19 protein-coding genes and 1 pseudogene are annotated in these 20862 nt (G+C 63.8%); 11 read left to right on the top strand and 9 right to left on the bottom strand.

Annotation, left to right across the window (positions count from 1 at the left end):
* Positions 1-19: 19 nt before the first annotated feature.
* Entirely contained in the window at positions 20-676 is a 657-nt protein-coding gene (locus IFT80_RS14405) for a DUF1120 domain-containing protein (RefSeq protein ID WP_122475011.1), read from the bottom strand.
* Positions 677-902: 226 nt separating this feature from the next.
* On the opposite strand from IFT80_RS14405, the gene dapE reads away from it, so the two are divergent.
* The 5 genes from dapE (at position 903) to IFT80_RS14380 (ending at position 6406) form a co-directional block, all read left to right on the top strand.
* A complete protein-coding gene (gene dapE, locus IFT80_RS14400) occupies positions 903-2054 on the top strand; it encodes a succinyl-diaminopimelate desuccinylase (protein ID WP_122475013.1) in 1152 nt (383 codons plus the stop codon).
* Positions 2054-2866, top strand: coding sequence for a putative RNA methyltransferase (locus IFT80_RS14395; protein ID WP_122475015.1), 813 nt, complete (start codon positions 2054-2056; stop codon positions 2864-2866). The genes dapE and IFT80_RS14395 overlap by 1 nt, the downstream gene beginning before the upstream one ends.
* Before the next feature lie 12 nt (positions 2867-2878).
* Positions 2879-3256 (top strand): hypothetical protein, encoded by a 378-nt coding sequence (locus tag IFT80_RS14390; protein ID WP_122475016.1) that lies wholly within the window; start codon positions 2879-2881, stop codon positions 3254-3256.
* Positions 3257-3460: 204 nt separating this feature from the next.
* Complete coding sequence (plsB, locus tag IFT80_RS14385; RefSeq protein ID WP_122475018.1) at positions 3461-5944, top strand: glycerol-3-phosphate 1-O-acyltransferase PlsB; 2484 nt, start codon at positions 3461-3463, stop codon at positions 5942-5944.
* Positions 5945-6004: 60 nt separating this feature from the next.
* Complete coding sequence (locus IFT80_RS14380; protein WP_122475020.1) at positions 6005-6406, top strand: YbaY family lipoprotein; 402 nt, start codon at positions 6005-6007, stop codon at positions 6404-6406.
* An 18-nt stretch (positions 6407-6424) separates the two neighbouring features.
* Here the strand turns inward: IFT80_RS14380 and IFT80_RS14375 are convergent, their stop codons facing one another.
* Both IFT80_RS14375 and IFT80_RS14370 read right to left on the bottom strand, forming a co-directional pair.
* Complete coding sequence (locus tag IFT80_RS14375; RefSeq protein ID WP_192137766.1) at positions 6425-8614, bottom strand: TonB-dependent receptor; 2190 nt, start codon at positions 8612-8614, stop codon at positions 6425-6427.
* Positions 8615-8751: 137 nt separating this feature from the next.
* Complete coding sequence (locus IFT80_RS14370) at positions 8752-9534, bottom strand: class I SAM-dependent methyltransferase (protein WP_240998651.1); 783 nt, start codon at positions 9532-9534, stop codon at positions 8752-8754.
* A 95-nt stretch (positions 9535-9629) separates the two neighbouring features.
* On the opposite strand from IFT80_RS14370, the gene IFT80_RS14365 reads away from it, so the two are divergent.
* The gene (locus tag IFT80_RS14365; RefSeq protein WP_192054585.1) at positions 9630-10244 is read left to right on the top strand and encodes an energy transducer TonB; all 615 of its coding nucleotides are present in this window, start codon (positions 9630-9632) and stop codon (positions 10242-10244) included.
* Positions 10245-10662: 418 nt separating this feature from the next.
* On the opposite strand, the gene IFT80_RS14360 is transcribed toward IFT80_RS14365, so the two are convergent.
* The 6 genes from IFT80_RS14360 to ppc all read right to left on the bottom strand — a co-directional run bounded on the left by IFT80_RS14360 (position 10663) and on the right by ppc (position 17072).
* Positions 10663-11352: an extensin family protein gene (locus IFT80_RS14360; RefSeq protein WP_122475028.1), complete on the bottom strand. Its 690-nt coding sequence runs from the start codon at positions 11350-11352 to the stop codon at positions 10663-10665.
* A gap of 48 nt (positions 11353-11400) precedes the next feature.
* Entirely contained in the window at positions 11401-12270 is an 870-nt protein-coding gene (locus tag IFT80_RS14355; RefSeq protein WP_192137778.1) for a DUF72 domain-containing protein, read from the bottom strand.
* Positions 12267-12560 carry a hypothetical protein gene (locus IFT80_RS14350; protein WP_192058689.1) on the bottom strand — a complete coding sequence of 98 codons (294 nt, stop codon included), beginning with the start codon at positions 12558-12560 and terminating at the stop codon, positions 12267-12269. Before IFT80_RS14350 ends, IFT80_RS14355 begins: the two co-directional genes overlap by 4 nt.
* A 149-nt stretch (positions 12561-12709) precedes the next feature.
* A complete protein-coding gene (gene tsaB / locus IFT80_RS14345) occupies positions 12710-13390 on the bottom strand; it encodes a tRNA (adenosine(37)-N6)-threonylcarbamoyltransferase complex dimerization subunit type 1 TsaB (protein WP_122475032.1) in 681 nt (226 codons plus the stop codon).
* Between the two features lie 123 nt (positions 13391-13513).
* Positions 13514-14161, bottom strand: coding sequence for an adenylate kinase (gene adk, locus IFT80_RS14340; protein WP_122475034.1), 648 nt, complete (start codon positions 14159-14161; stop codon positions 13514-13516).
* Positions 14162-14426: 265 nt separating this feature from the next.
* A complete protein-coding gene (gene ppc / locus IFT80_RS14335; protein WP_192137765.1) occupies positions 14427-17072 on the bottom strand; it encodes a phosphoenolpyruvate carboxylase in 2646 nt (881 codons plus the stop codon).
* A gap of 232 nt (positions 17073-17304) precedes the next feature.
* On the opposite strand from ppc, the gene IFT80_RS14330 reads away from it, so the two are divergent.
* The 5 genes and pseudogenes from IFT80_RS14330 to IFT80_RS21895 all read left to right on the top strand — a co-directional run bounded on the left by IFT80_RS14330 (position 17305) and on the right by IFT80_RS21895 (position 20634).
* Positions 17305-17649 (top strand): pilin assembly protein, encoded by a 345-nt coding sequence (locus IFT80_RS14330; protein ID WP_192058681.1) that lies wholly within the window; start codon positions 17305-17307, stop codon positions 17647-17649.
* 240 nt (positions 17650-17889) lie between these two features.
* Positions 17890-18294, top strand: coding sequence for a DUF4398 domain-containing protein (locus IFT80_RS14325; protein WP_185795075.1), 405 nt, complete (start codon positions 17890-17892; stop codon positions 18292-18294).
* Positions 18295-18336: 42 nt separating this feature from the next.
* Entirely contained in the window at positions 18337-19149 is an 813-nt protein-coding gene (locus IFT80_RS14320; RefSeq protein WP_122475042.1) for an OmpA family protein, read from the top strand.
* A gap of 159 nt (positions 19150-19308) precedes the next feature.
* Positions 19309-20082: pseudogene (locus IFT80_RS21900) on the top strand (PAS domain-containing protein); the annotation flags it as partial.
* Positions 20080-20634 carry a methyl-accepting chemotaxis protein gene (locus tag IFT80_RS21895; RefSeq protein ID WP_446730996.1) on the top strand — a complete coding sequence of 185 codons (555 nt, stop codon included), beginning with the start codon at positions 20080-20082 and terminating at the stop codon, positions 20632-20634. The pseudogene IFT80_RS21900 and the gene IFT80_RS21895, both read left to right, overlap by 3 nt.
* Positions 20635-20862: the final 228 nt, after the last annotated feature.

Here is a 20862-nt window from a genome sequence, read left to right as displayed (position 1 = left end):
TCCCTTCACGTAGTTCTTCCTACAAGTAGAACAACTCAAGGGTAGCGGCACCGGCCAAGGGCACTTCAGCGTCCAACGTCAAACTGTCGGTCGGCGCGATGGTCAGGTAGGACACCAGGGTCAGCACTGCGTCCTTTGCCGGCATGGGTCCGCCGCCATCGTTTTTTCGGCTGGCCAGACCAATGAGCTGACCATCGTTGCGCAAGCTGCGCGCACGGCGTTCGGCGGCAGACCAGGCATTGCCCGTGGGGCTGCCTATCAGCAGCAGAAGCGGTTCGCCATCCAGGCTCGAGCCTTCAGGATCGATGCGTAGCCTGTAGGAGCCGATTTTCTCGTTCTTGCTGGTCAAGCCCAGCCCGAAACGGCTGCCGTCGATGTTTTCCAGGACTGAATCGGCGCGATTGTCCACCGCACGAAGCGCGTAAGCGGTAGCGGCTTCGCAATTTATGTTCAACGTTGAGGTACGGGCACGATCGAGCAGGACGGTGGGCGCTGAAGCAAGCAGGTCGCGGGTATACAACCGCCCATGATCGAAAAGCGCGTTGCTCAGGGTAGGTGTGCAGCCACCCGGCACGATCGAACCGGTGACGGTAATGTCCACCGACGGCGCGGCGACGGCCGTGGCGATGGAGGTGAGCAGCGTGGCAAGCAGGGTAATGCGGGTAACGGCGTTCATGTCGTTGTCTCAGGCTATGCGCTCGCGTGAAGGAGGTGGCGCGTGCGGCATGGTGATAGCCACGCGCGGGTCAAGACATGAGAGATCGGCCACTGCACCCGACGAAGGTGCGCGCAGCGGTGTAGGTCCTGGGACGCGAAAGCGCCGCCAGCAGGGGTGCGGTGTTGGCCCATGCGTTTTTGCTTTACCATATCGCCCCTTTGCCGCCCCTGCTTTTGGAGTTTTCATGACGGCCGCCGCCGACCTTTCGCCCACGCTGCAGCTTGCCTGCGACCTGATCCGCCGCCCTTCGGTCACGCCTCTGGACGCCGATTGCCAAAAGCTGATGATGCAACGCCTGGGGCAGGCTGGCTTCGCGCTGGAGCCGATGCGCATCGAAGAGGTGGATAACTTCTGGGCCACCCACGGTACCCAGGACGGTCCGGTGCTGTGCTTCGCCGGGCATACCGACGTGGTGCCCACCGGCCCCACCCAGGCCTGGCAGATCGCCCCATTCGAGGCGGTGATCGACGAGCAGGGCATGCTCCACGGGCGCGGCGCGGCCGACATGAAGGGCAGCCTGGCGGCCATGCTGGTGGCCGCCGAGCGCTTCGTCGGCGACCATCCGAACCACAGGGGCTCGGTGGCCTTCCTGATCACCAGCGACGAAGAAGGCCCGGCCCATCACGGCACCAAAGCGGTGGTCGAGCGCCTGGCTGCACGCAACGAGCGCCTGGACTGGTGCATCGTCGGCGAGCCGTCGAGCACCACCCTGGTCGGCGACGTAGTCAAGAACGGCCGACGCGGCTCGCTCGGTGCGACTCTGACCGTGCGCGGCGTGCAGGGCCATGTGGCGTATCCGCACCTGGCCCGCAACCCGATCCACCTGGTCGCCCCAGCCCTGGCCGAGCTCGCCGCCGAGCACTGGGACGACGGCAACGCCTTCTTCCCGCCAACCAGCTTCCAGGTGTCCAACCTCAACAGCGGCACGGGCGCCACCAACGTCATTCCCGGTGAACTGACGGCGGTGTTCAACTTCCGTTTCTCCACCGAGTCCACGGTCGAAGGCCTGCAGCAGCGCGTGGCCGCGATTCTCGACAAGCATGGCCTGGACTGGCACGTGGACTGGGCGCTGTCCGGCCTGCCGTTCCTGACCGAGCCCGGTGCGCTGCTGGACGCGGTGGCCGCGAGCATCAAGAACGTCACTGGGCGCGACACCCAGGCCTCCACCAGCGGCGGCACCTCCGACGGGCGCTTCATCGCCACCCTCGGCACCCAGGTGGTCGAGTTGGGCCCGGTCAACGCCACGATCCACCAGGTCAACGAACGAATCCTGGCCAGCGACCTCGATGTGCTGACCGAAATCTACTACCAGACCCTCGTCGAGTTACTCGCCTGATGCTCACCTGCCCCCTCTGCACTGCCATGCTGGCCAACGCCGACAACGGCATGGTCTGCCCCAGCGGTCACCGTTTCGACCGCGCGCGCCAGGGCTACCTGAATCTGCTGCCGGTGCAGCACAAGAACAGCCGCGACCCCGGCGACAACCAGGCCATGGTCGAGGCTCGCCGGGACTTCCTCAACGAAGGCCACTATGCGCCGGTGGCCCAGCGCCTGGCCGAGCTTGCAGCCGAGCGCTGGCCTCGGCGCTGGCTGGACATCGGCTGTGGCGAGGGGTACTACACCGAACAGATCGCCCAGGCGCTGCCGCGCGCCGACGGGTATGCCCTGGACATCTCCCGCGAGGCGGTCAAACGCGCCTGCAAGCGAGCGCCGTCGGTGCATTGGCTGGTTGCCAGCATGGCGCGTGTGCCGCTTGCCGATGCCAGCTGCCAGTTCCTGACCAGCGTCTTCAGCCCGCTGGACTGGGACGAAGCCAAGCGCCTGCTGGCGCCGGGGGGTGGCCTGATGCGTGTGGGACCCACCAGCGGCCACCTGATGGAGCTGCGCGAACAGCTGTATGACGAGGTGCGCGACTACGTCGACGACAAACACCTGTTGCAGGTGCCCGAGGGTATGCAGCATGCCCACCATGAAACCCTGACCTTCAAGCTCAAGCTGATCGACGCGCAATCGCGCGCCAACCTGCTGGCGATGACGCCGCATGGCTGGCGCGCCAGCGCCGAGCGACGGACCGCAGTGATCGAACAGCCGCGGCCGTTCGTGGTCACGGTATCAATGCGCTACGATTACTTTGTGCGTCAAGACTGAGCGAGCCTACCCATGCGCCAACCCGATATCGAGATTTACCTCAAGGACGCCGACGTCGATCACAAGGCCATCGCCGCATGGCTCGGCCAGGCCCTGGGCCCCTGCAGCGACTGGCAGCAGAAAGGCCAGACCTGGAAGTGCCAGGCCGGCGACGTGCCGGTCACCTGGCTGCCCAAAGCGGTCGGCAAGTGGAACAGCCTGTACCTGGAGAGCGACGCCACGCCGTGGGACGACGACGTGGCCTGCGCCCGTGCAGCTTTCAAGGCCCTGAATGTAGAGGTGCGCTGTGCGCCTGGCAGCTGGGTGGAAGAAGAAGGCGAAGAGAATGCCGACCGCTGGATCCGTATCAGCGACGATGGCGAAGAGGAAATCACCTGGCGTACCAGTTGATACACCGCAGCGCGACGGTTCGCGGCCACTGGCCGCTCCTGCAAACCATTCGGGACCGCTGCGGGCAGGCCATGCAAAACCCCTGCAGGAGCGGCCAGTGGCCGCGAAAGAGCCCGTAGCCGCGCGAAGATATTCGCCGACACCCTGCATCACTTACCTCGGCAAAAGCCGGTAAAATAGCGTTTTCCCCCCAAGCCCTGGCCTATGACCCGCTCACCTCTGCACCGCCTCGTGTTCGGCACCTTGCGCCGCTTGTTGTACCTGTGGGTTCGGTCTGAAACCATCAACCAGTCCTCGTTCACCTTGAACCTGGATCGCAGCAGGCCCGTGCTGTACGCCTTGCAATCGCCTTCGCTGGCCGACCTTGCCGTGGTCGACCGCGAATGCAGCAAAGCCGGCCTGCCACGCCCGGTGCTGCCCGTGGCCATCGGCGATCTCATGGAGCCCACGGCGGTGTTCTACCTGACCCCGGACCCTGACTGGCTGGGCCGGCAAGACAAGCGCGGCGCCCCGCCCACCCTGGCGCGGCTGGTCACGGCACTGGCACAGAACGCCGGCGAAGATGCGCAGATCATTCCGGTAAGCGTGTTCTGGGGCCAGTCGCCAGCGAGCGAATCCAGCCCCTGGAAGCTGCTGTTCGCCGACAGCTGGGCGGTTACCGGGCGCTTGCGCAAGCTGGTCAGCATTCTGATCCTGGGACGCAAGACCCGCGTACAGTTTTCCGAGCCAATCCACCTGGCCGAGCTGGTGCAGCAGAACAAGGGTCACGAGCGAACGGTGCGCATGGCCCAGCGCATCCTGCGTGTGCATTTTCGCAACCTGAAGACGGCAGTCATCGGCCCCGACATTTCCCACCGCCGCCATCTGGTCAAGGGTCTGGTGCGCGACCCACTGGTGCGCCAGGCCATTGCCGAAGAAGCCGAACGCGAGCACATCACCCTGGAAAAGGCCGAGGCCCGAGCGTTGCACTACGGCAACGAAATCGCCTCGGACTACACCTACACCGCCATCCGCTTCATGGAAGTGGTGCTCAGCTGGTTCTGGAACAAGATCTACGACGGCATCAAGGTCAACAACATCGACGGTGTGAAGGACGTTGCCCGTGGCAACGAGATCATCTATGTGCCATGCCATCGCAGCCACATCGACTACCTGCTGCTGTCTTACCTGCTGTTCAAGAACGGCCTGACGCCACCCCATGTTGCTGCCGGCATCAACCTCAACATGCCTGTGATCGGCAGCCTGCTGCGCCGAGGCGGGGCGTTTTTCATGCGCCGCACTTTCAAGGGCAATCCGCTGTACAGCGCCGTGTTCAACGAATACCTGCACACCCTGTTCACCAAGGGTTTTCCGGTGGAGTACTTCGTCGAAGGCGGGCGCTCGCGCACCGGACGCATGCTGCAACCCAAGACAGGCATGCTGGCCATCACCCTGCGCAGCTACCTGCGCTCCTCGCGTACGCCCATCGTCTTCGTACCGGTGTACATCGGCTACGAACGGGTGCTGGAAGGCCGTACCTACCTGGGCGAGTTGCGCGGCGCGGCGAAGAAGAAAGAGTCGATTCTGGACGTTTTCAAGGTCATCGGTGCACTCAAGCAGCGCTTTGGCCAAGTGGCGGTCAACTTCGGCGAGCCGATCAAGCTGCAGGCTTTTCTCGATGAGCAGCAGCCTGGCTGGCGCGAGCAGGACCTGGCGCCGCAGTTCAAGCCCGACTGGCTGAACGAAACCACGCATCGCCTGAGCATCCGCGTGGCTCGCCACATGAACGAGGCTGCAGCCATCAACCCGGTGAACCTGGTGGCACTGGCACTGCTGTCGACCAGCAAGCTGGCTCTGGACGAACGGGCAATGGAACGGGTACTCGACCTGTACCTGACCCTGCTGCGCCAGGTGCCCTACTCGCCTCATACTACCGTGCCCACGGGGGACGCCCGCAGCCTGATCGCTCATGTCCAGGGCATGCAGCTGCTGTCCGAACAGAGCGATGCCCTGGGCAAAATCCTGTATCTGGACGAACAGCACGCGGTGCTGATGACCTATTACCGCAATAACGTGTTGCACATCTTCGCCCTGCCCGCGCTACTTGCCAGCTTCTTCCAGAGCACTTCGCGCATGACCCGCGAGCAGATCCTGCGCTACGCCCATGCGCTGTACCCCTATCTGCAAGCCGAACTGTTCATCCGCTGGAACGCCGGGCAGCTCGACGAGGTGATTGACCAGTGGCTGCAAGCGCTGGTCGAACAAGGCCTGCTGCGCCTGGAAAACGGTGTGTACCTGCGCCCCGCGCCGAGTTCGCGGCAATTCGTGCTGCTGACCTTGTTGTCGCGTGCCATCGCGCAGACCCTGCAGCGTTTCTACATGGCCATCGCCCTGTTGCTCAATGCCGGGCAGAACACCCTCAGCGCCGAAGAACTGGAAAACCTGTGCACCACCATGGCCCAGCGCCTGTCGATCCTGCATGGCCTGAACGCCCCGGAGTTCTTCGACAAGAGCCTGTTCCGTCACTTCATTCAGACCCTGCTCGATCAAGGGGTACTGCGCCGCGATGCCCAAGGCAAGTTGAGCCACCACCCCATGCTCGATGAGCTGGCCGAAGGCGCTGCCAAACGGGTATTGCCCGCTGAAATACGCCTGTCGATCCGCCAGGTTGCGCTGCACCGCAGCGATGAGGCCGCCGATGGGCTGTGATCGACGACGGTCTTTGCCTATGCTTTTGCCTGACGGCCGAATTTGTAAATGGAGATAACCATGAAGCGCCTTTCACTGATCGTATTCAGCGCCCTCATCGGCGCCTGCAGCAGCATGCAGCCCGCACCCAAGGCCACGCTCGAGGGGGAGGCGTTCTATCTGCAGCGCATCGCCTTGCCGCCTTCGGCCGTATTGACCGTGAGCCTGCAGGACGTGTCCCTGGCTGACGCACCTGCGGTGGCCCTGGCCCGGCAGAGCGGCCCGATCACTGGCCAGGTGCCGCTGCCGTTCAAACTTGAATACGACCCGGCCCAGGTCAAGCCGGGGCATCGCTATTCGGTGAGTGCCCGCGTTGAAGCCGACGGGCACCTGCTGTTCGTCAGCACCCAGCATCACGGCGTGACGCTGGATGGCAAGGATGAGCAGCCGCTGCGTATCCGCATGGATGCCGCTTCGCGGTAGGCAGGGCTGCGGCGGTGTTCAGAACCGATAGACGCTGCTCAATACCGCCGCACGACCATCACCGAACTCCACGGCCGAAGAACGGGTATCGCTGCCGACGACCGTGCGTACGCGCTCGACGTACTTCGTGTCGGTCAGGTTGCTCAGGTTCAGCTGCAGCTCGAGGTTGTCGGATGCCCGGTAGCCCAGCATCGCGTCGTGTACCCAGTAGGCATCGAGCTTGATTTGATCCTGGGACGTCAGGTTGCGTTTGCCGACGTGGCGGATGCCGTAGGCCAGGGTAATGTCGCTGGGAAGCTGGTAGGCGGTCCATAGATTGAAAGATCGGGGCGCCGTGTTTTTCAGTGCCTGACCTATGCGTTCGGGATTGGCCACCGACTTCAGTGTCTCGCTGCTTTGCAGGGTGTAGTTGGCGAACACGTGCCACTTCTCGCTCAATGCGCCCGTGGCTGCCAATTCCAACCCCTGCACGCGCTGCTTGCCGGCAAGCAGGTTGCTGCCGTCGCTCAAGCGCTCGCGCACGTTGTCCTTGACCACCCGGAACAGCGCGCCTTCCAGCTGCAGCCGCTCATCGAGCAATTGCCACTTGGTACCCAGTTCCCAGGTCTTGCCCTTCTCGGGTTCCAGGCTCTGGGTGCTGTCGGAAAGACCACCGCCGTAGGTCAGCAGGTTCTCGGCCGAAGGGTTGAACGAGGTGCCGTAGGCGACGTAGAAGCGGCCGTTCTCGGCGGGCTTGTAGACCAGGCCGGCACGTTGGCTGAACACGCCGTCGGTTGAGCCGGCCTGGGTCCGAACGCCGCTGGCCGAGCGATTACTGGCCTGGGCCCGCATGTGGTCGTAGCGCAGGCCCAGGCTGAGGTCCCACTGCTCGTCCAGGGCCAGCGTATCGAACACATACAGGGCGCGATCTTCCATGCTGTTGTGCGCCACGCTGGTAGGCGACTTGACCTTCGGCCCGCTCCAGTAACCCGGCGGGTTGGCCAGATCGTAGCCGTTGGCTGGGTAGAAGGACTCCACGGCATAGCCCGAGGCCTTGCGGTCGTAGGTTTCGCGTGACAGTTCCGCGCCGACCACCAGGGTATGGCCCAGGCCGAAGGTATCGAAATGACCGGTCAGGCTGGTCTGGTTCATCGCCAGGCGGGTCTGCACGTCGCGCCGATAAGCTTGCGGCCCTGCCGGCAGGTAGCGTAGCGCCGGAAGCTTGGCCAGCCTGACATGGGAAGCGGACACGGTGGCATCGCGGTCAACCTGGCTGAGCCGGGCAAGGTTCTGCGCGCTCCAGTCCGGGTTCAGGTCGTGCTCGTACTTGACCGTCAGGCTGTCGGTGTCGGTGCGGTCCTGGTCCAGGTTGCGCCAGCCATAATAGTGACTGGTCTTGACGCCCGGCAAGCGCTTGCCATCGCGTGCAGGCACGCCGTAGTCGGGCAGGTTGTCATCGCTCTGGTGGAAATAGCTGAGGGTCAGGCGCGTGTCGCTGCCGTGCCCGAACATCAGCGACGGCGCCAGGCCCCAGCGCTGCTGTTCGATGCGATCGCGCCCCGGCACGTGGTTCTCGTGAGCCATCATATTCAGACGAAACAGGGTGCCGTCGCCCAGGTCGTGCAGCTGCTGATTGGTGTCCAGGGTCAGGCGGCGATAGCGATCGGTACCAACGCCGGCGCCCAGCTCGGTGAAGCTGTCGGCAACCGGCAGCTTGGTGATCAGGTTGATGGAGCCGCCGGTGGTGCCGGCGCCACCGAATACCGAACTGGGCCCCTTGATGACCTCGACCTGCTCCAGGTTGAACAGGTCGTTGCGGCTGGTCTGCGCAGAGTCGCGCAGGCCGTCGATCTGCAGGTTGGCATTGGCACTGAAACCGCGGATGTTGATGCTGTCTCCCGACCCGCCGCCGCCCTCGCCGGCATTGAAGGAAATGCCGGAGACGTTGGACAGTGCCCGGCGCAGGCTCAGGGCATTCTGCTCGCGCATGATCTGGCGCGGGACAACGGTAACCGTTTGCGGCACGTCGAGCAGTGGCACGGCGTACTTGGCGGAAGCCGAACGCTCGACCTGGTAGGGTGGCGCGGCCTGCTTGCCGGTCACGCTCAGCTTGTCGAGCACCAGCGATTCGGGCCCTTCGTGGGCATTGGCACCTGCGGCGCAACCGATCAACGCCAGGCCCAGCGCCGAACGGCGGGGCAATGTGCAAACTCCTGTAGAACGGTACATGTATACAGCCTCACTACAAATGAGACTTGATTCTATTTGAGCGCATCGGGCTAAAACCGGCTGGGAAAAAATCAGGACCGATCCTACGTACCCCCGGGCGCCGGGGGTCGTCCTGGCCTACAACCTGCGTCCATTCATCACGTCGGTTTTAGGGCTTTCTTCGGGTAGATATCGTAGCGGCTGGATTTGCCTTCAAGCGCATGGCTGGGTTTGCAGCCCTCGATGCAGGGCGCCTTGCGCGGTCGCTTGACCACTACCCGGTGGCTGGCCAGGGCCAGGGCGGCGGCCAGCAGGGCCGGTGCGTCCATGTCATCGCCCACCAATGGCCGGAACAGGCGCATTTCCTTTTTCACCAGCGCACTCTTTTCGCGGTGCGGGAACATCGGGTCCAGGTAGATGACCTGGGGTGCTTCGCCCTGCCACTGCTGCATGACCTCGATCGAGTTGCCCTGAAGCAGATGCATGCGCGCAACGATGGCGCCTACCTCCAGGTCACCCTGGGCACGGGCCAGTCCGTCCTCGAGCAGCGCGGCGATGATCGGCTGACGCTCTACCAGGCTCATCTCGCAGCCCAGGCTGGCCAGCACGAACGCGTCCTTGCCCAAGCCGGCCGTGGCATCCAGTACCCGCGGGCGCACGCCAGGCTGCACGCCAACGGCCTTAGCGATCATCTGACCGCTGCCACCGCCGTACAGTCGTCGGTGAGCGACGGCGCCCTCGACGAAATCCACACGCACGGGCCCCGGCGCGTCCGCGCCCAGTTGTTGCAACTGCAGGCCGGTTTCGCCGACCTGCAGCACGAAATCGGCGTCGGGCAACTGGCGAGGCAGATGCAGGCGTTGCGCCCATCGTTCGGCTTGCGGTTCGCAGGCGTCGTTCTGTGCCTGAACCTGGATGCGACCACCGGCTTGCTGCTCCACTGAAGATTCCTGTATCGAAAGGCTAAAAGATCGGCGCACGCCGCCGATAAGAACTTTGCCAGGCATTTTGCCAGAGCCCAAGCGTGCCGAGTGCCATGTCCGTCATCAATTCCACAGCGCCAGGTTACATTTCGCCCATCGGCGACTTCAGCCAGCACAACATCCAGACCCTGGGTGCTGCAAGTGCGCTGTGGCAGGACTTCTTTGCCCAGGCATTGACCGAGCACTGCGATGGACAGCTGCCAGGGCAGGCTCATGCAGCGGCGGACAATGCAGCGGCGGCCGAGCCCAGCGCCGGCAGCGAGATCCTGGCGCACATTCTTCTGCAGCGCCTGTGCGATGTTCGCGACACCGAAGTGAAGCCTCCCGAGCCGTTGTTTCTGCCAAAGGCCGAACTGGAGCTGACGTTGCTGGACAAACCCTCGGCGCCGCTGCCCGAGCAGGACGTGCTGGCCCAACAGGCGCAGTTGGCGTTCGACAGCCGCTGGGTTCGTCCGCTGGTGCTGAACCAGGGTGGCCAGAGCACGCAACCTGCCCCGGCGCCTCTGCCTCGGGCACTGCGCCTGCCGATTGCCGAGCTCGACTGGCAGTTGGCACAGACGCCGGTACCGCTGGCGCAGGAAACCATCAGTGAGCAATGCCATGCGTTGGATCTGGACCTGAGCTGGAGGCGCCCCGCCGTGTTGAACAACATCCGTCTGGCTGCCTGAGCGCCGATCGCATCCATCCAGATACCTCGCGCGCACCGCCGACGCGGCTCGCGTCGCTGCTACAGAGGCCCACACCGGCAGCCATATGGCAGCGGCGCAAGCCGCGTCCGGCGTTCAGCCAACCCAGGCCCTGTAGCAGCGGCGCAAGCCGCGTCCGGCGTTCAGCCAGCCCATGCCCTGTAGCAGCGGCGCAAGCCGCGTGCGGCGTTCAGCCAGCCCATGCCCTGTAGCAGCGGCGCAAGCCGCGTCCGGCGTTCAGCCAACCCAGGCCCTGTAGCAGCGGCGCAAGCCGCGTCCGGCGTTCAGCCAGCCCATGCCCTGTAGCAGCGGCGCAAGCCGCGTGCGGCGTTCAGCCAGCCCATGCCCTGTAGCAGCGGCGCAAGCCGCGTCCGGGTTCACCGCGGTGGCCGGAAATGAATCAGCGACACACGCTCCAGCGGCCCATGTCGAGGTGAAAATGGTTGCGGTGGGCGGCGTTGTACTCGGGGCCCAGCACGGTATTGAAATGCTTGCAGGCGCCGTCGCGTACCTGGCGCAGGAAGCGCGCGTTGGCGCTGTCGCCAGGCCAATCCTTGAGCACGTTGATACGACGTCCGTCGGCCAGACGAAACCCGGCGATGTCCAGCGCGTTGGCGCTGGCATGCTGGCTCAGACGTCCTTCACTGCGACCATAGACATTGCGGCAGGCAAAACTGCCCAGGTGATCCACCTGCGTTACTGCCTGACCGAACGTCGCCTGCGCTGCCGGCTGCAGGGCCTGGCGCTCGAACATGGCGAACGCCACCACCACTGGGCAGGTGGCGAGGAAACTGCTGCTCAACCTGACCTCGCTGCCCTGCACGCGCAACACGTTCACCAACGGGCACTTGGCATCGGCCGGGCTGTCGGCCTGAACGCTATAGCGCACGGTGGAAGTTGCCAGAGCCTGCACACACAGCTGTGGATCATTCTGTAACTTGCCGAGCTTGTAGCGGGTAAGGAAATTCACCGGTTCGGCGATATCCAGCGGGGCCCAGGGATTCCAGCGATCGGGCACCTCGACCCAACCTCGCCACACGGCAACGGGCGCGGCGGCCAGAAGCAGCAGAATGATCAGCAATTTCGGCACACAGGCTCCTGCTTGGCGTGGCTGAACGGTACTTGCGGGAAAACCGCGTCAGAGCAGGCCGAGTTGCGCCGTCTGTGGCTCCCGAGGCAGTTCCATTAAGGCCGGCAAGCCTGGCAAACGTTCCATCAAACGCTCGTGGAAACGCCGGGCCAGCGCGGGCGCGAGCAAGTTGTCGGCCGTGTGCAGGAAAATGTAGGGGGTGCGGCCCTCTTCGATCCAGGTGGCGATCTTCTCCACCCAGGGGGTCAGAAAAGGCTCATTCGCCTGCAACTGCGGGTGGCCGATGAAACGCACCTGCGGGCTGTGGCTGAACGCCGCTGGGCGGGGTGGCACCCGCGGCTTCTTGGACTGGGCATGAAGCACGGCAGGCGCGTCGGAAACACAACTGAACAGCGCACGCGGATCCAGACAGATGCGTTCGACATTGCGTTCGCGCAGCAGATTGTTGAGCAGTCGTTCCTCGTCACCGCGAGCGAAGAATGCGCCGTGGCGTACCTCCACAGCGATGGGCCGCTGCAGGACGTCGATGAAGCCGATCAATTCCGGCAGCCGCCAGGGCGCGAACGATGCAGGCAGCTGCAACCACAACGGCGCCACCCGATCGCCGAGCGGCGCGAGCAGCCGACAAAAATCCTCAGCCACTCCCAGTTGCTCGCGCAGATCGCCACCATGGCTGATGTCGCGCGGCAGTTTGGCCGTGAAGCGAAAATCGGACGGCATGCTTGCAGCCCAGCGTTCCACGGTATTGGGCGCCGGCCGTGCGTAGAACGTGGTGTTGCCTTCCACAGCGTTGAACTGCTGGGCATAGAGAGCCAGGAAATCCGGCGGACGCGCGTCTTGCGGATAGAAATCCCCGCGCCAGGCGTTTTCGCTCCACGACGGACAGCCGATGAAATAAGGCAGGCTGGGCACAGTCAGATATGCACATCCAGGCCCAGGACTTCATTGTCCCACTCGACGAAACCCTGGGTGCTCAGGTACATGCCCAGCGCGTCGGCCGCACGCCGGCTCATCGAGCGGGGGAAGATCATGTCCTGCTGGCGGGCCGGCACGCTGGTGCCACGCGCGCGGGAGCGCTGGGGCGTAGGTTGCGCAGGAACCTCGAACTCGCCTTCGATATCGTCGAGGGTTTCCTGCACCCGCGCCTTGTCCGCAAGCGGCTTGCGCTTGATTGGATAAGGCTGGGAGGAAACACCATCGATACGCATCAGATTCACTCGATCGTCGAAACAAGCCGCCACAATGTCCTGCAGTGACCCAGGTAACCACTAGACCACAAATTGCGGCAAAGTTTTATCTTCATGGCAGATTATGCCGATGAAATGCGCACTACAGGCTTGAACGCCGACGAAGCGTACTACAACGGCGACTTCTTCGGTGTGGCAACGTTGTCACGCAGATAGACCGGCTGGGCGCCATCGGCGGGCAAGCCTTCGCCACGCGCCCAGGCAAACCGTGCAAGCTCGAGCAGGTCTTGCGCATGGGGCAGCAGATCGGCATCACGCCCTACGATGGGCACAGCGATCCGCTCGGCATAGGTCCAGCCGGTGCCCGCGCCGAACCATTCGCCAGAGGCCTGGGCCGGCAGCAGGGCCCGTTCGGGAGCGAATACCCCCTCCTCACCCTGCAGGCGCATTTCTCCCGCGTGCTCCCGATAACAACCCCAGTACACCTCGTCCATGCGCGCGTCGATCGCGGCCGCTACCTGGCCGACGCCATGCTCGCGCCAGGCGCGCTGCGCCAGCAGGGCCAGGTTGGACACTGGCAACACGGGACGATCCAGACCGAACGCCAGGCCCTGGACCACCCCCACCGCGATGCGCACCCCGGTGAAAGCGCCCGGGCCGCGCCCGAAAGCGATCGCATCGACGGCCGTCAGCGCTACCCCCGCTTCGGCCAGCAAGGTCTTGATCATCGGCAGCAGCTTCTGCGCGTGAAGGCGCGGGATCACTTCATAGTGGCTCGACACCTTGCCATCGTGCAGCAACGCAACGGAACAGGCTTCAGTGGCAGTGTCCAGGGCCAGCAGGGTGGTCATCGAAAGGGTCCAGGCAAGGGGGAATAGGCGATTATAGACAACTACGGCCCGCAAGCGGGCCGTTCATGGCAAGGCAGTGGCCGACACCCAGTGTGTGGGTGCCACGCGTCTGGATGCCAGCACTCAGCTCAGTGCGGCAAGCACCTTGGCGGTGATGTCGGCGACCGAACCGACGCCTTCGACGTGGCTGCACTTGGGCTTGCCATGGGCAGCCGCCAGTTCGTTGTAGAAGGCCACCAAGGGCTTGGTCTGCGAGTGGTAGACCGAGAGGCGATGACGCACGGTTTCCTCGGTGTCGTCCTTGCGCTGCACCAGCGCCTCACCGGTCACGTCATCCTTGCCCGCCTCGCGCGGTGGATTGTAGACAGTGTGATAGACCCGGCCCGATGCCTCATGGACCCGACGGCCGGCGATACGCTGAACGATCTCTTCGTCGTCGACGGCGATTTCCAGAACGTGGTCGAGCTCCACACCGTTGGTGACCAGCGCTTCGGCCTGCGGAATGGTGCGCGGGAAGCCATCGAAGAGGAAGCCGTTGGCACAGTCGGGCTGGGCAATGCGCTCCTTGACCAGGGCAATGATCAGGTCGTCGGACACCAGGCCACCGCTGTCCATGACGCTCTTGGCCAGCACGCCCAGTTCGCTACCGGCCTTGACGGCAGCACGGAGCATGTCGCCCGTGGAAATTTGCGGGATACCGAATTTTTCGGTGATGAATTTTGCCTGAGTACCTTTACCGGCCCCGGGAGCTCCCAGCAGAATCACGCGCATCGATGTGCTCCTCTCGATTTTTATAGATAGTCGTCGAATCTGCTTCCGCCGCGCTGACGGCAGAAGCCCTTCCCAAGAAAAATGATGGCCGCAAGATGGCCAAAGGCTGATCAAGATACACAGCGGGCACGGGGCACACAAGCCACCGAAAGTCGCAGGCACCTGCCCCCGAGGACGGCATCCTGCAGGGGTTGTACCGGGTATCACCGCCAATCGGTTGCACCCGAGCTGACAGCTGCCCGGCTGCACCGATCGACCGCCAGCCTCAACCGGTATTGCGCAACCCGGCGGCGATGCCTGCCACGGTGACCAGCAGGGCCTGTTCCAGAGGGCTGTCCAGCGCCGCTTCGCGGGCGCGCGAGCGTTTCAGCAGTTCGGCCTGCAACTGATGCAACGGATCCAGGTAGGTGTTGCGCAGGCTGAAGAACTCCAGGGTCGTCGGGCTGTGCGCAAGCAGGTGAGTCTGCCCGGTCAGGCCCAGCACGGCCGCGCAACACTGCGACAATAGGTCGCGCAGTTGCGCGCCCAATGGCTGCAGCTCGGGTTCGACCAGCCGCACGTCGTACAGCGCCGCAATCTCGGCATCGGCCTTGGCCAGCACCATCTCGAGCATGTCGATGCGCGTGCGGAAGAACGGCCAGTGGGCGCGCATCGAAGCCAGTTGCGCAGCCTGGCCACGCGCCAGCGCTGCGCCCAGGGCCGCCTCCCAGCCCAGCCAGGCGGGCAGCATCAACCGCGTCTGGGTCCAGCCGAAGATCCACGGAATGGCGCGCAGGCTTTCGATGCCGCCCTGCCGGCGCTTGGCCGGACGGCTGCCCAGTGGCAAACGACCAAGCTCCTGTTCGGGCGTGGCCTGGCGGAAGTACTCGACGAAGTGCGGGTTCTCGCGCACCACCTGCCGATAGGCCTTGACGCCCTGCTCCGCCAACTCGTCCATCACGGTGCGCCAGGCAGGCTCGGGCAGCGGCGGAGGCAGCACGGTGGCTTCCAGCACGGCGGCGACATACAGGTTGAGATTTTGCTCGGCGATGTCCGGCAGGCCGAACTTGAAGCGGATCATTTCGCCCTGTTCGGTGGTGCGGAAGCGCCCCGCCACCGAGCCTGGTGGCTGCGACAGAATGGCCGCATGGGCCGGACCGCCGCCACGGCCGACGGTGCCGCCGCGACCATGGAACAGCAACAGCTCGACGCCGTGCGCCTGGCAAATGTTCACCAGGGTTTCCTGGGCCCGGTACTGCGCCCATGCGGCGGCGGTGGTCCCGGCATCCTTGGCCGAATCGGAGTAGCCGATCATCACCTCCTGCGGACCCTGCAGCGAGCTGCGGTAGTCAGGCAGCTTCAGCAGGCGCTCCAGCACCGGGCCGGCATTGTCGAGGTCGGCCAAGGTTTCGAACAGCGGCACCACGCGCATCGATCGACGCAGCCCGGACTCCTTGAGCAGAAGCTGCACCGCCAGCACGTCGGAGGCGGCGCCCGCCATGGAGATCACGTAGGAGCCCAGCGACGCAGCCGGCGCGGCCGCTACCTCGCGGCAGGTAGCCAGCACTTCGGCAGTGTCTTCGCTGGGTTCGAAGCAGGCCGGCAGCAACGGCCGGCGATTGGCGAGCTCGCGCACGAGGAATTCGACCCGCGCCTCTTCGTCCCAGTCGGCATAGCGACCCAACCCCAGGTACTCGGTGATCTCGCTCAACGCTGCGCGATGGCGGGTCGAATCCTGACGCACGTCGAGGCGCACCAGAAACAGGCCGAAGGTCACGGCGCGGCGCAGGCAGTCCAGCAGCGCTCCATCGGCGATCACGCCCATGCCGCAGGCGTGCAGTGAGTCGAAGCACAGCTGCAACGGCTCGATCAGCTCGCGATTGTCCTGCAGCACCTGGTCATCGCCGGGCTGATCGCCCGGCAGCGAGGCATGGGCCCAGTTGCGCGTGGCCCGCAGGCGTTCGCGCAGTTGCTTGAGCACGGCGCGATAGGGTTCGCGGCTGTCGGACGCCTGGGCCATGAGCGGCGCACTGGCCTGCTGCATGGACAGATCGGCGGCCAATTGGTCGACATCGCGCAGAAACAGATCCGCCGCCATCCAGCGCGCCAGCAGCAGCACTTCGCGAGTAACCTTGGCTGTCACGTTCGGATTGCCGTCGCGGTCGCCGCCCATCCACGAAGCGAAGTGTATGGGTGCAGCGCCCAACGGCAGGCGTTGGCCGGTGGCGGCCTGCAATGCCGCGTCGACCTTGCGCAGGTGGTTGGGCACCGCTTGCCACAGCGAATTTTCGATGACCGCGAAACCCCACTTGGCCTCATCCACAGGCGTGGGTCGGGTACGACGGATTTCTTCGGTGTGCCAGGCCTCGGCGATCAACCGCTGCAGGCGCTCGCGCACCGCGTTGCGCTCGGCGGTGGTGAGATCGCGGTGGTCATGCAAGGCCAACTGCGCAGCGATGGCGTCGTATTTCTGGATCAGCGTGCGGCGAGCCACTTCGGTGGGGTGCGCGGTCAACACCAGCTCGATATCCAGCGCCAGCAACTGCTGCGCCAAGGCTTCAGGGCTGTGCCCGGCGCTTTTCAACCGCCCCAGCAGCTCGCCCAGGGCAAGGTTTTCGAAAGGTTCGGGCTGGCCCTCGTCACGACGGCGGATCAGTTGGTATTGCTCGCAGATATTGGCCAGGTTGAGGAATTGGTTGAAGGCGCGGGCCACGGGTAGCAGCTCTTGCTCACCGAGGTCGTCCAGGCTGGAGCGCAGTTCGGCGCTGACCGCATCACCGGCCGGATCAGCCCGACGGTCTGCCTTGGCGCCACGCCGTATGCGCTCGATCTTTTCCAGAAAGGCGTCGCCGTACTGCTCGCGGATGGTATTGCCCAGCAATTCACCCAGCAGGTGCACGTCTTCGCGCAGGCGCAGATCGATATCGGACATCGGCATTTTCTCCATTGCTTGGAAACGGTGTGCCCTTCCAGCCCGCGCGGCGCGACCGGTGATTCGATCGCCATGGCCACTGAACAAGCACGGGAAAAATGGCTCTACAAACTACTGGTACGCAACAACTACTGCCATGCAACGACGGCTGTACAGTAAAGAGTGCCCCAGCCGAGCCGAGGCTGACAAGCGTGGTGGACGGGGGCGTGAACAACCTGGGCAAGAGGTATATATGAAGATTCATGAACTGGCCGAGCATTGGGAACAGAACGCCAAGGGCCGACTGACCGACACGGGTATCAACATACATCTGGACATGGAGTCGGCCGCACGCCTGGCGGCCCTGACCCAGATGTACCCCAAGCACCATGCTCAGGAACTGCTGGGCGAACTGATCGGTGCGGCACTCGAAGAACTCGAAGGCAGCTTTCCCTACGTCAAGGGGACCAAGGTCATCGCTACCGACGAAGAAGGCGACCCGATGTACGAAGACATCGGCGCGACGCCGCGTTTCCTGGCGCTGTCGCGTGAACACCTTGGGCGCTTGAAACACAATGCGGATGACACTCCAGACTGAACATGGACTATTAACTTTAAGAATATTCCTACACCCATAACGCGCCGGGTCAAATGGTCAGAAAAAAAACCAGGCCTCCACGTATAAAACCATATAAATCAATAGGATAGTGTTCCATAGCGATTGTAGACTCGAAAAAAAGAGCCGGGTAATGGCCACCGATCCGTCCGCAGCGCATCCCAGCGACAGGCCCACTCCGGCGCGTCGCGGATAGCGGACGAAGCAATCAATCGCTGTCCAATGGAGCACTATCGCGTGAATACATCCAGCGTAAGGTCGTCTTTCGGCCCTTTGAAAACAGCCCTTGTATGCCTTGCTGCCGGTGTCGTGCTGACAGGCTGTGCCAGCAACGCACCGGTCGAGCAATATGCGCTGAGCCGGTCGGCCGTCAATGCGGCGGTGAGCGCCGGTGGCACCGAGTTCGCCGCCATCGAAATGAAGTCCGCCCAGGACAAACTCAAGAACGCTGAAATCGCCCTGCACCGCAAGCACCACGATGAAGCCCGGCGCCTCGCCGAGCAGGCTGAGTGGGATGCCCGTGTGGCCGAGCGCAAGGCTCAGGCCGCCAAGGCTCGCCGCGCCGTCGACGATGCCCGCCAGGGCGTCCAGGACCTGCGCGAGGAAGGCCTGCGCGCTGCTTCTTGAGCCTGGCCTTCGCGTTCTTCTTTCAAGATTCAGGAAAATACCGTGAACAACACATTCAAGTTCCCCGCCCTGTCGGCGCTGTTCGTACTGCTGGCTGCCTGCTCCAAGACCCCCAACCCACAACTGGTGCAGGCCCAGGCCAACTTCGCCGGCCTGCAGGGCAACCCCAAGTCGGTACAGTTGGCCGCCCTGGAGACCAAGGACGCCGCCGACTGGCTGGAGCGCGCCGAAGCGGCCGCTCGCGCCAACGAGGCCGATGAGCACGTGGGTCATCTGGCCTACCTGAGCAATCAGCGTGTCGAAGTTGCCAAGCACACCATCGAACTGCGCACGGCCGAGCACGCGATCCAGGGTGTCGCCGCGCTGCGTGCGCAGGCCCGCCTGGAAGCTCGCGATGCGCAGATCAAGAAACTGCAGGAAAGCCTCAATGCCAAGCAGCCCGCAGCCGAAGTGATGGCCGTGGCACAGACCGAGCGCGGAAGCCTGGTGACCTTCGGCGATGTGCTGTTCGAAGTGGGGCAAGCCGAGCTGCGCGCCAATGCCTACGACAACATAGGCCGCCTGGCGCAGTTCCTGCGCGACAACCCGGACCGCAAGGTCATCGTCGAAGGGCATACCGACAGCACGGGTTCGGCTTCCTTCAACCAGACCCTGTCACAGCGACGCGCCAATGCCGTCATGGTGCAGCTGGTGCGTACGGGCGTGGGTGCCGAACGTATCGTGGCTCAGGGGCTGGGTATGGCCTACCCGGTTGCCAGCAACGGCGACGCCTCGGGTCGGACACAGAATCGCCGGGTAGAGGTGACCATTTCCAACGACAACCAGCCGGTCAGGAGCCGCGCTTCGCTGCATTGATCCACGATGCCTCGAAAAGCCCGGCCTGCGCGCCGGGTTTTTCATGCCCGGGCGTTTCATCGCGACGAATGCGCGGTCGGTTCGCGAGCACCTTGGCCTTAAGTATGGTTCTGCGCGGTCGATAATCTAGGTGCCCTTCCCCTACCCGAGGCCTGCCACATGTTCTCTTTCAAACGCATGAAAAACGAAATGGCCGCCTTGCGTGAGGAAGTGGCAATGGTCAGGCAGATCCGTCAGGGCCTGGACGAAGAAACCATCCACCTGAGGCTCGACCCTCGCGGGTGCATTCTCGGCGTGAATGCCAACTTCGAGGAAGTGCTGCAATACCGCAATGACGAGCTGGCGGGCAAACCGCTGGAAAGCCTCGTTGCCGAACAGGTGCGCAGCGACCCGCACTATGCGCGGGTGCGGACCGCGATCCGGCAGGGCGAACATTTCTGTGGCGCCTGGCGGCTGTTGCGCAAGGACGGCGGCGAAACCTGGCTGCGCGTCATCATGCACCCTGTACGCGCCACCGACGGCACGTTGCTCAAGTTCTCCTGCTACGCAAGCGACCTGACCAATACCATCGAAACCTCTCGCGCCCACGAGAACTTCATCCAGGCACTGTTGCGCTCTACTGCGGTGATCGAGTTCGACCTCGGCGGGCACGTGCTCACCGCCAACGACCTGTTTCTGCAGGCGATGGGCTATCGCCTGGAGCAGGTAAAGGGCAAGCACCACCGGCTGTTCTGCAGCAGCGACATCGCCGACTCCAGCGAATACCAGGCGTTCTGGGATCGGCTGCGCCGGGGGGAGTTCGTTGCCCAGCGCTTCAAACGCATCGACAGCAAGGGCCGGGATGTGTGGCTCGAAGCGTCCTACAACCCGGTCCGCGATGGCAATGGCAAAGTCTACAAGGTGGTGAAGGTCGCTACCGTCATTACCGAGATGGTAGAGCGTGAAATAGCCATCGCCGAAGCCGCCACGGTGGCGTACGACACGTCGGTGCGCACGGATGAAACTGCACTGCGCGGGGCGCAAGTCGTGCGTGAGACGGTCGAAGTGATGAAAGATCTGGCTCATCATATGCAAAGCGCCGCCGAAGGCATCGAGGCGCTGGACGAGCAGAGCCAGGTCATTTCCAACATCATCAAGACGATCAGCGGAATCGCCGCGCAAACCAATCTGCTGGCGTTGAATGCCGCTATCGAAGCTGCGCGAGCCGGTGAACAGGGTCGCGGTTTTGCAGTCGTCGCCGATGAAGTCCGGCAGCTGGCATCGCGCACGACCCAAGCCACTGCAGAGATCGAGAGCGTGGTGCAGCAGAACCAGAAACTGGCCACCGGTGCAGTAGCCACCATCGGCGCCGGCAAACACAAAGCCGAGTCTGGCCTGCAACTGGCGAACCAGGCAGGCACGGTCATCACCGAAATTCAGGACGGTGCGAAGCGCGTGCTAGGCGCGGTCGAGAGCTTTGCTACCCAGCTGGGCGCGGAGTCCTAGTCGAGTTCCAGGCAGCTGTCGACACGGTATGTGGTCGACCTCCGTATCACGGCTTTTTTCATGGTGCCAAACCCACGGCGTCAGAAAAAAACCACCCATTCGGACAAATTTCTGAACTATTCAAAATTCTCTTGTGTCCCAACGTTTAACCATTACAGCCAGCGGCGTCAGTGAGTCGCCGGGCTTGACCCAGGCGCGCGAAACGTTCGACTGTCATGGATTTTGATG

The sequence above is a fragment of the Pseudomonas sp. CFBP 8771 genome, from assembly GCF_014841695.1.
Lineage (GTDB): Bacteria > Pseudomonadota > Gammaproteobacteria > Pseudomonadales > Pseudomonadaceae > Aquipseudomonas > Aquipseudomonas baltica.
Note: the sequence above shows the minus strand (reverse complement) of the source record. Positions and strands in the feature narration are given on the sequence as shown.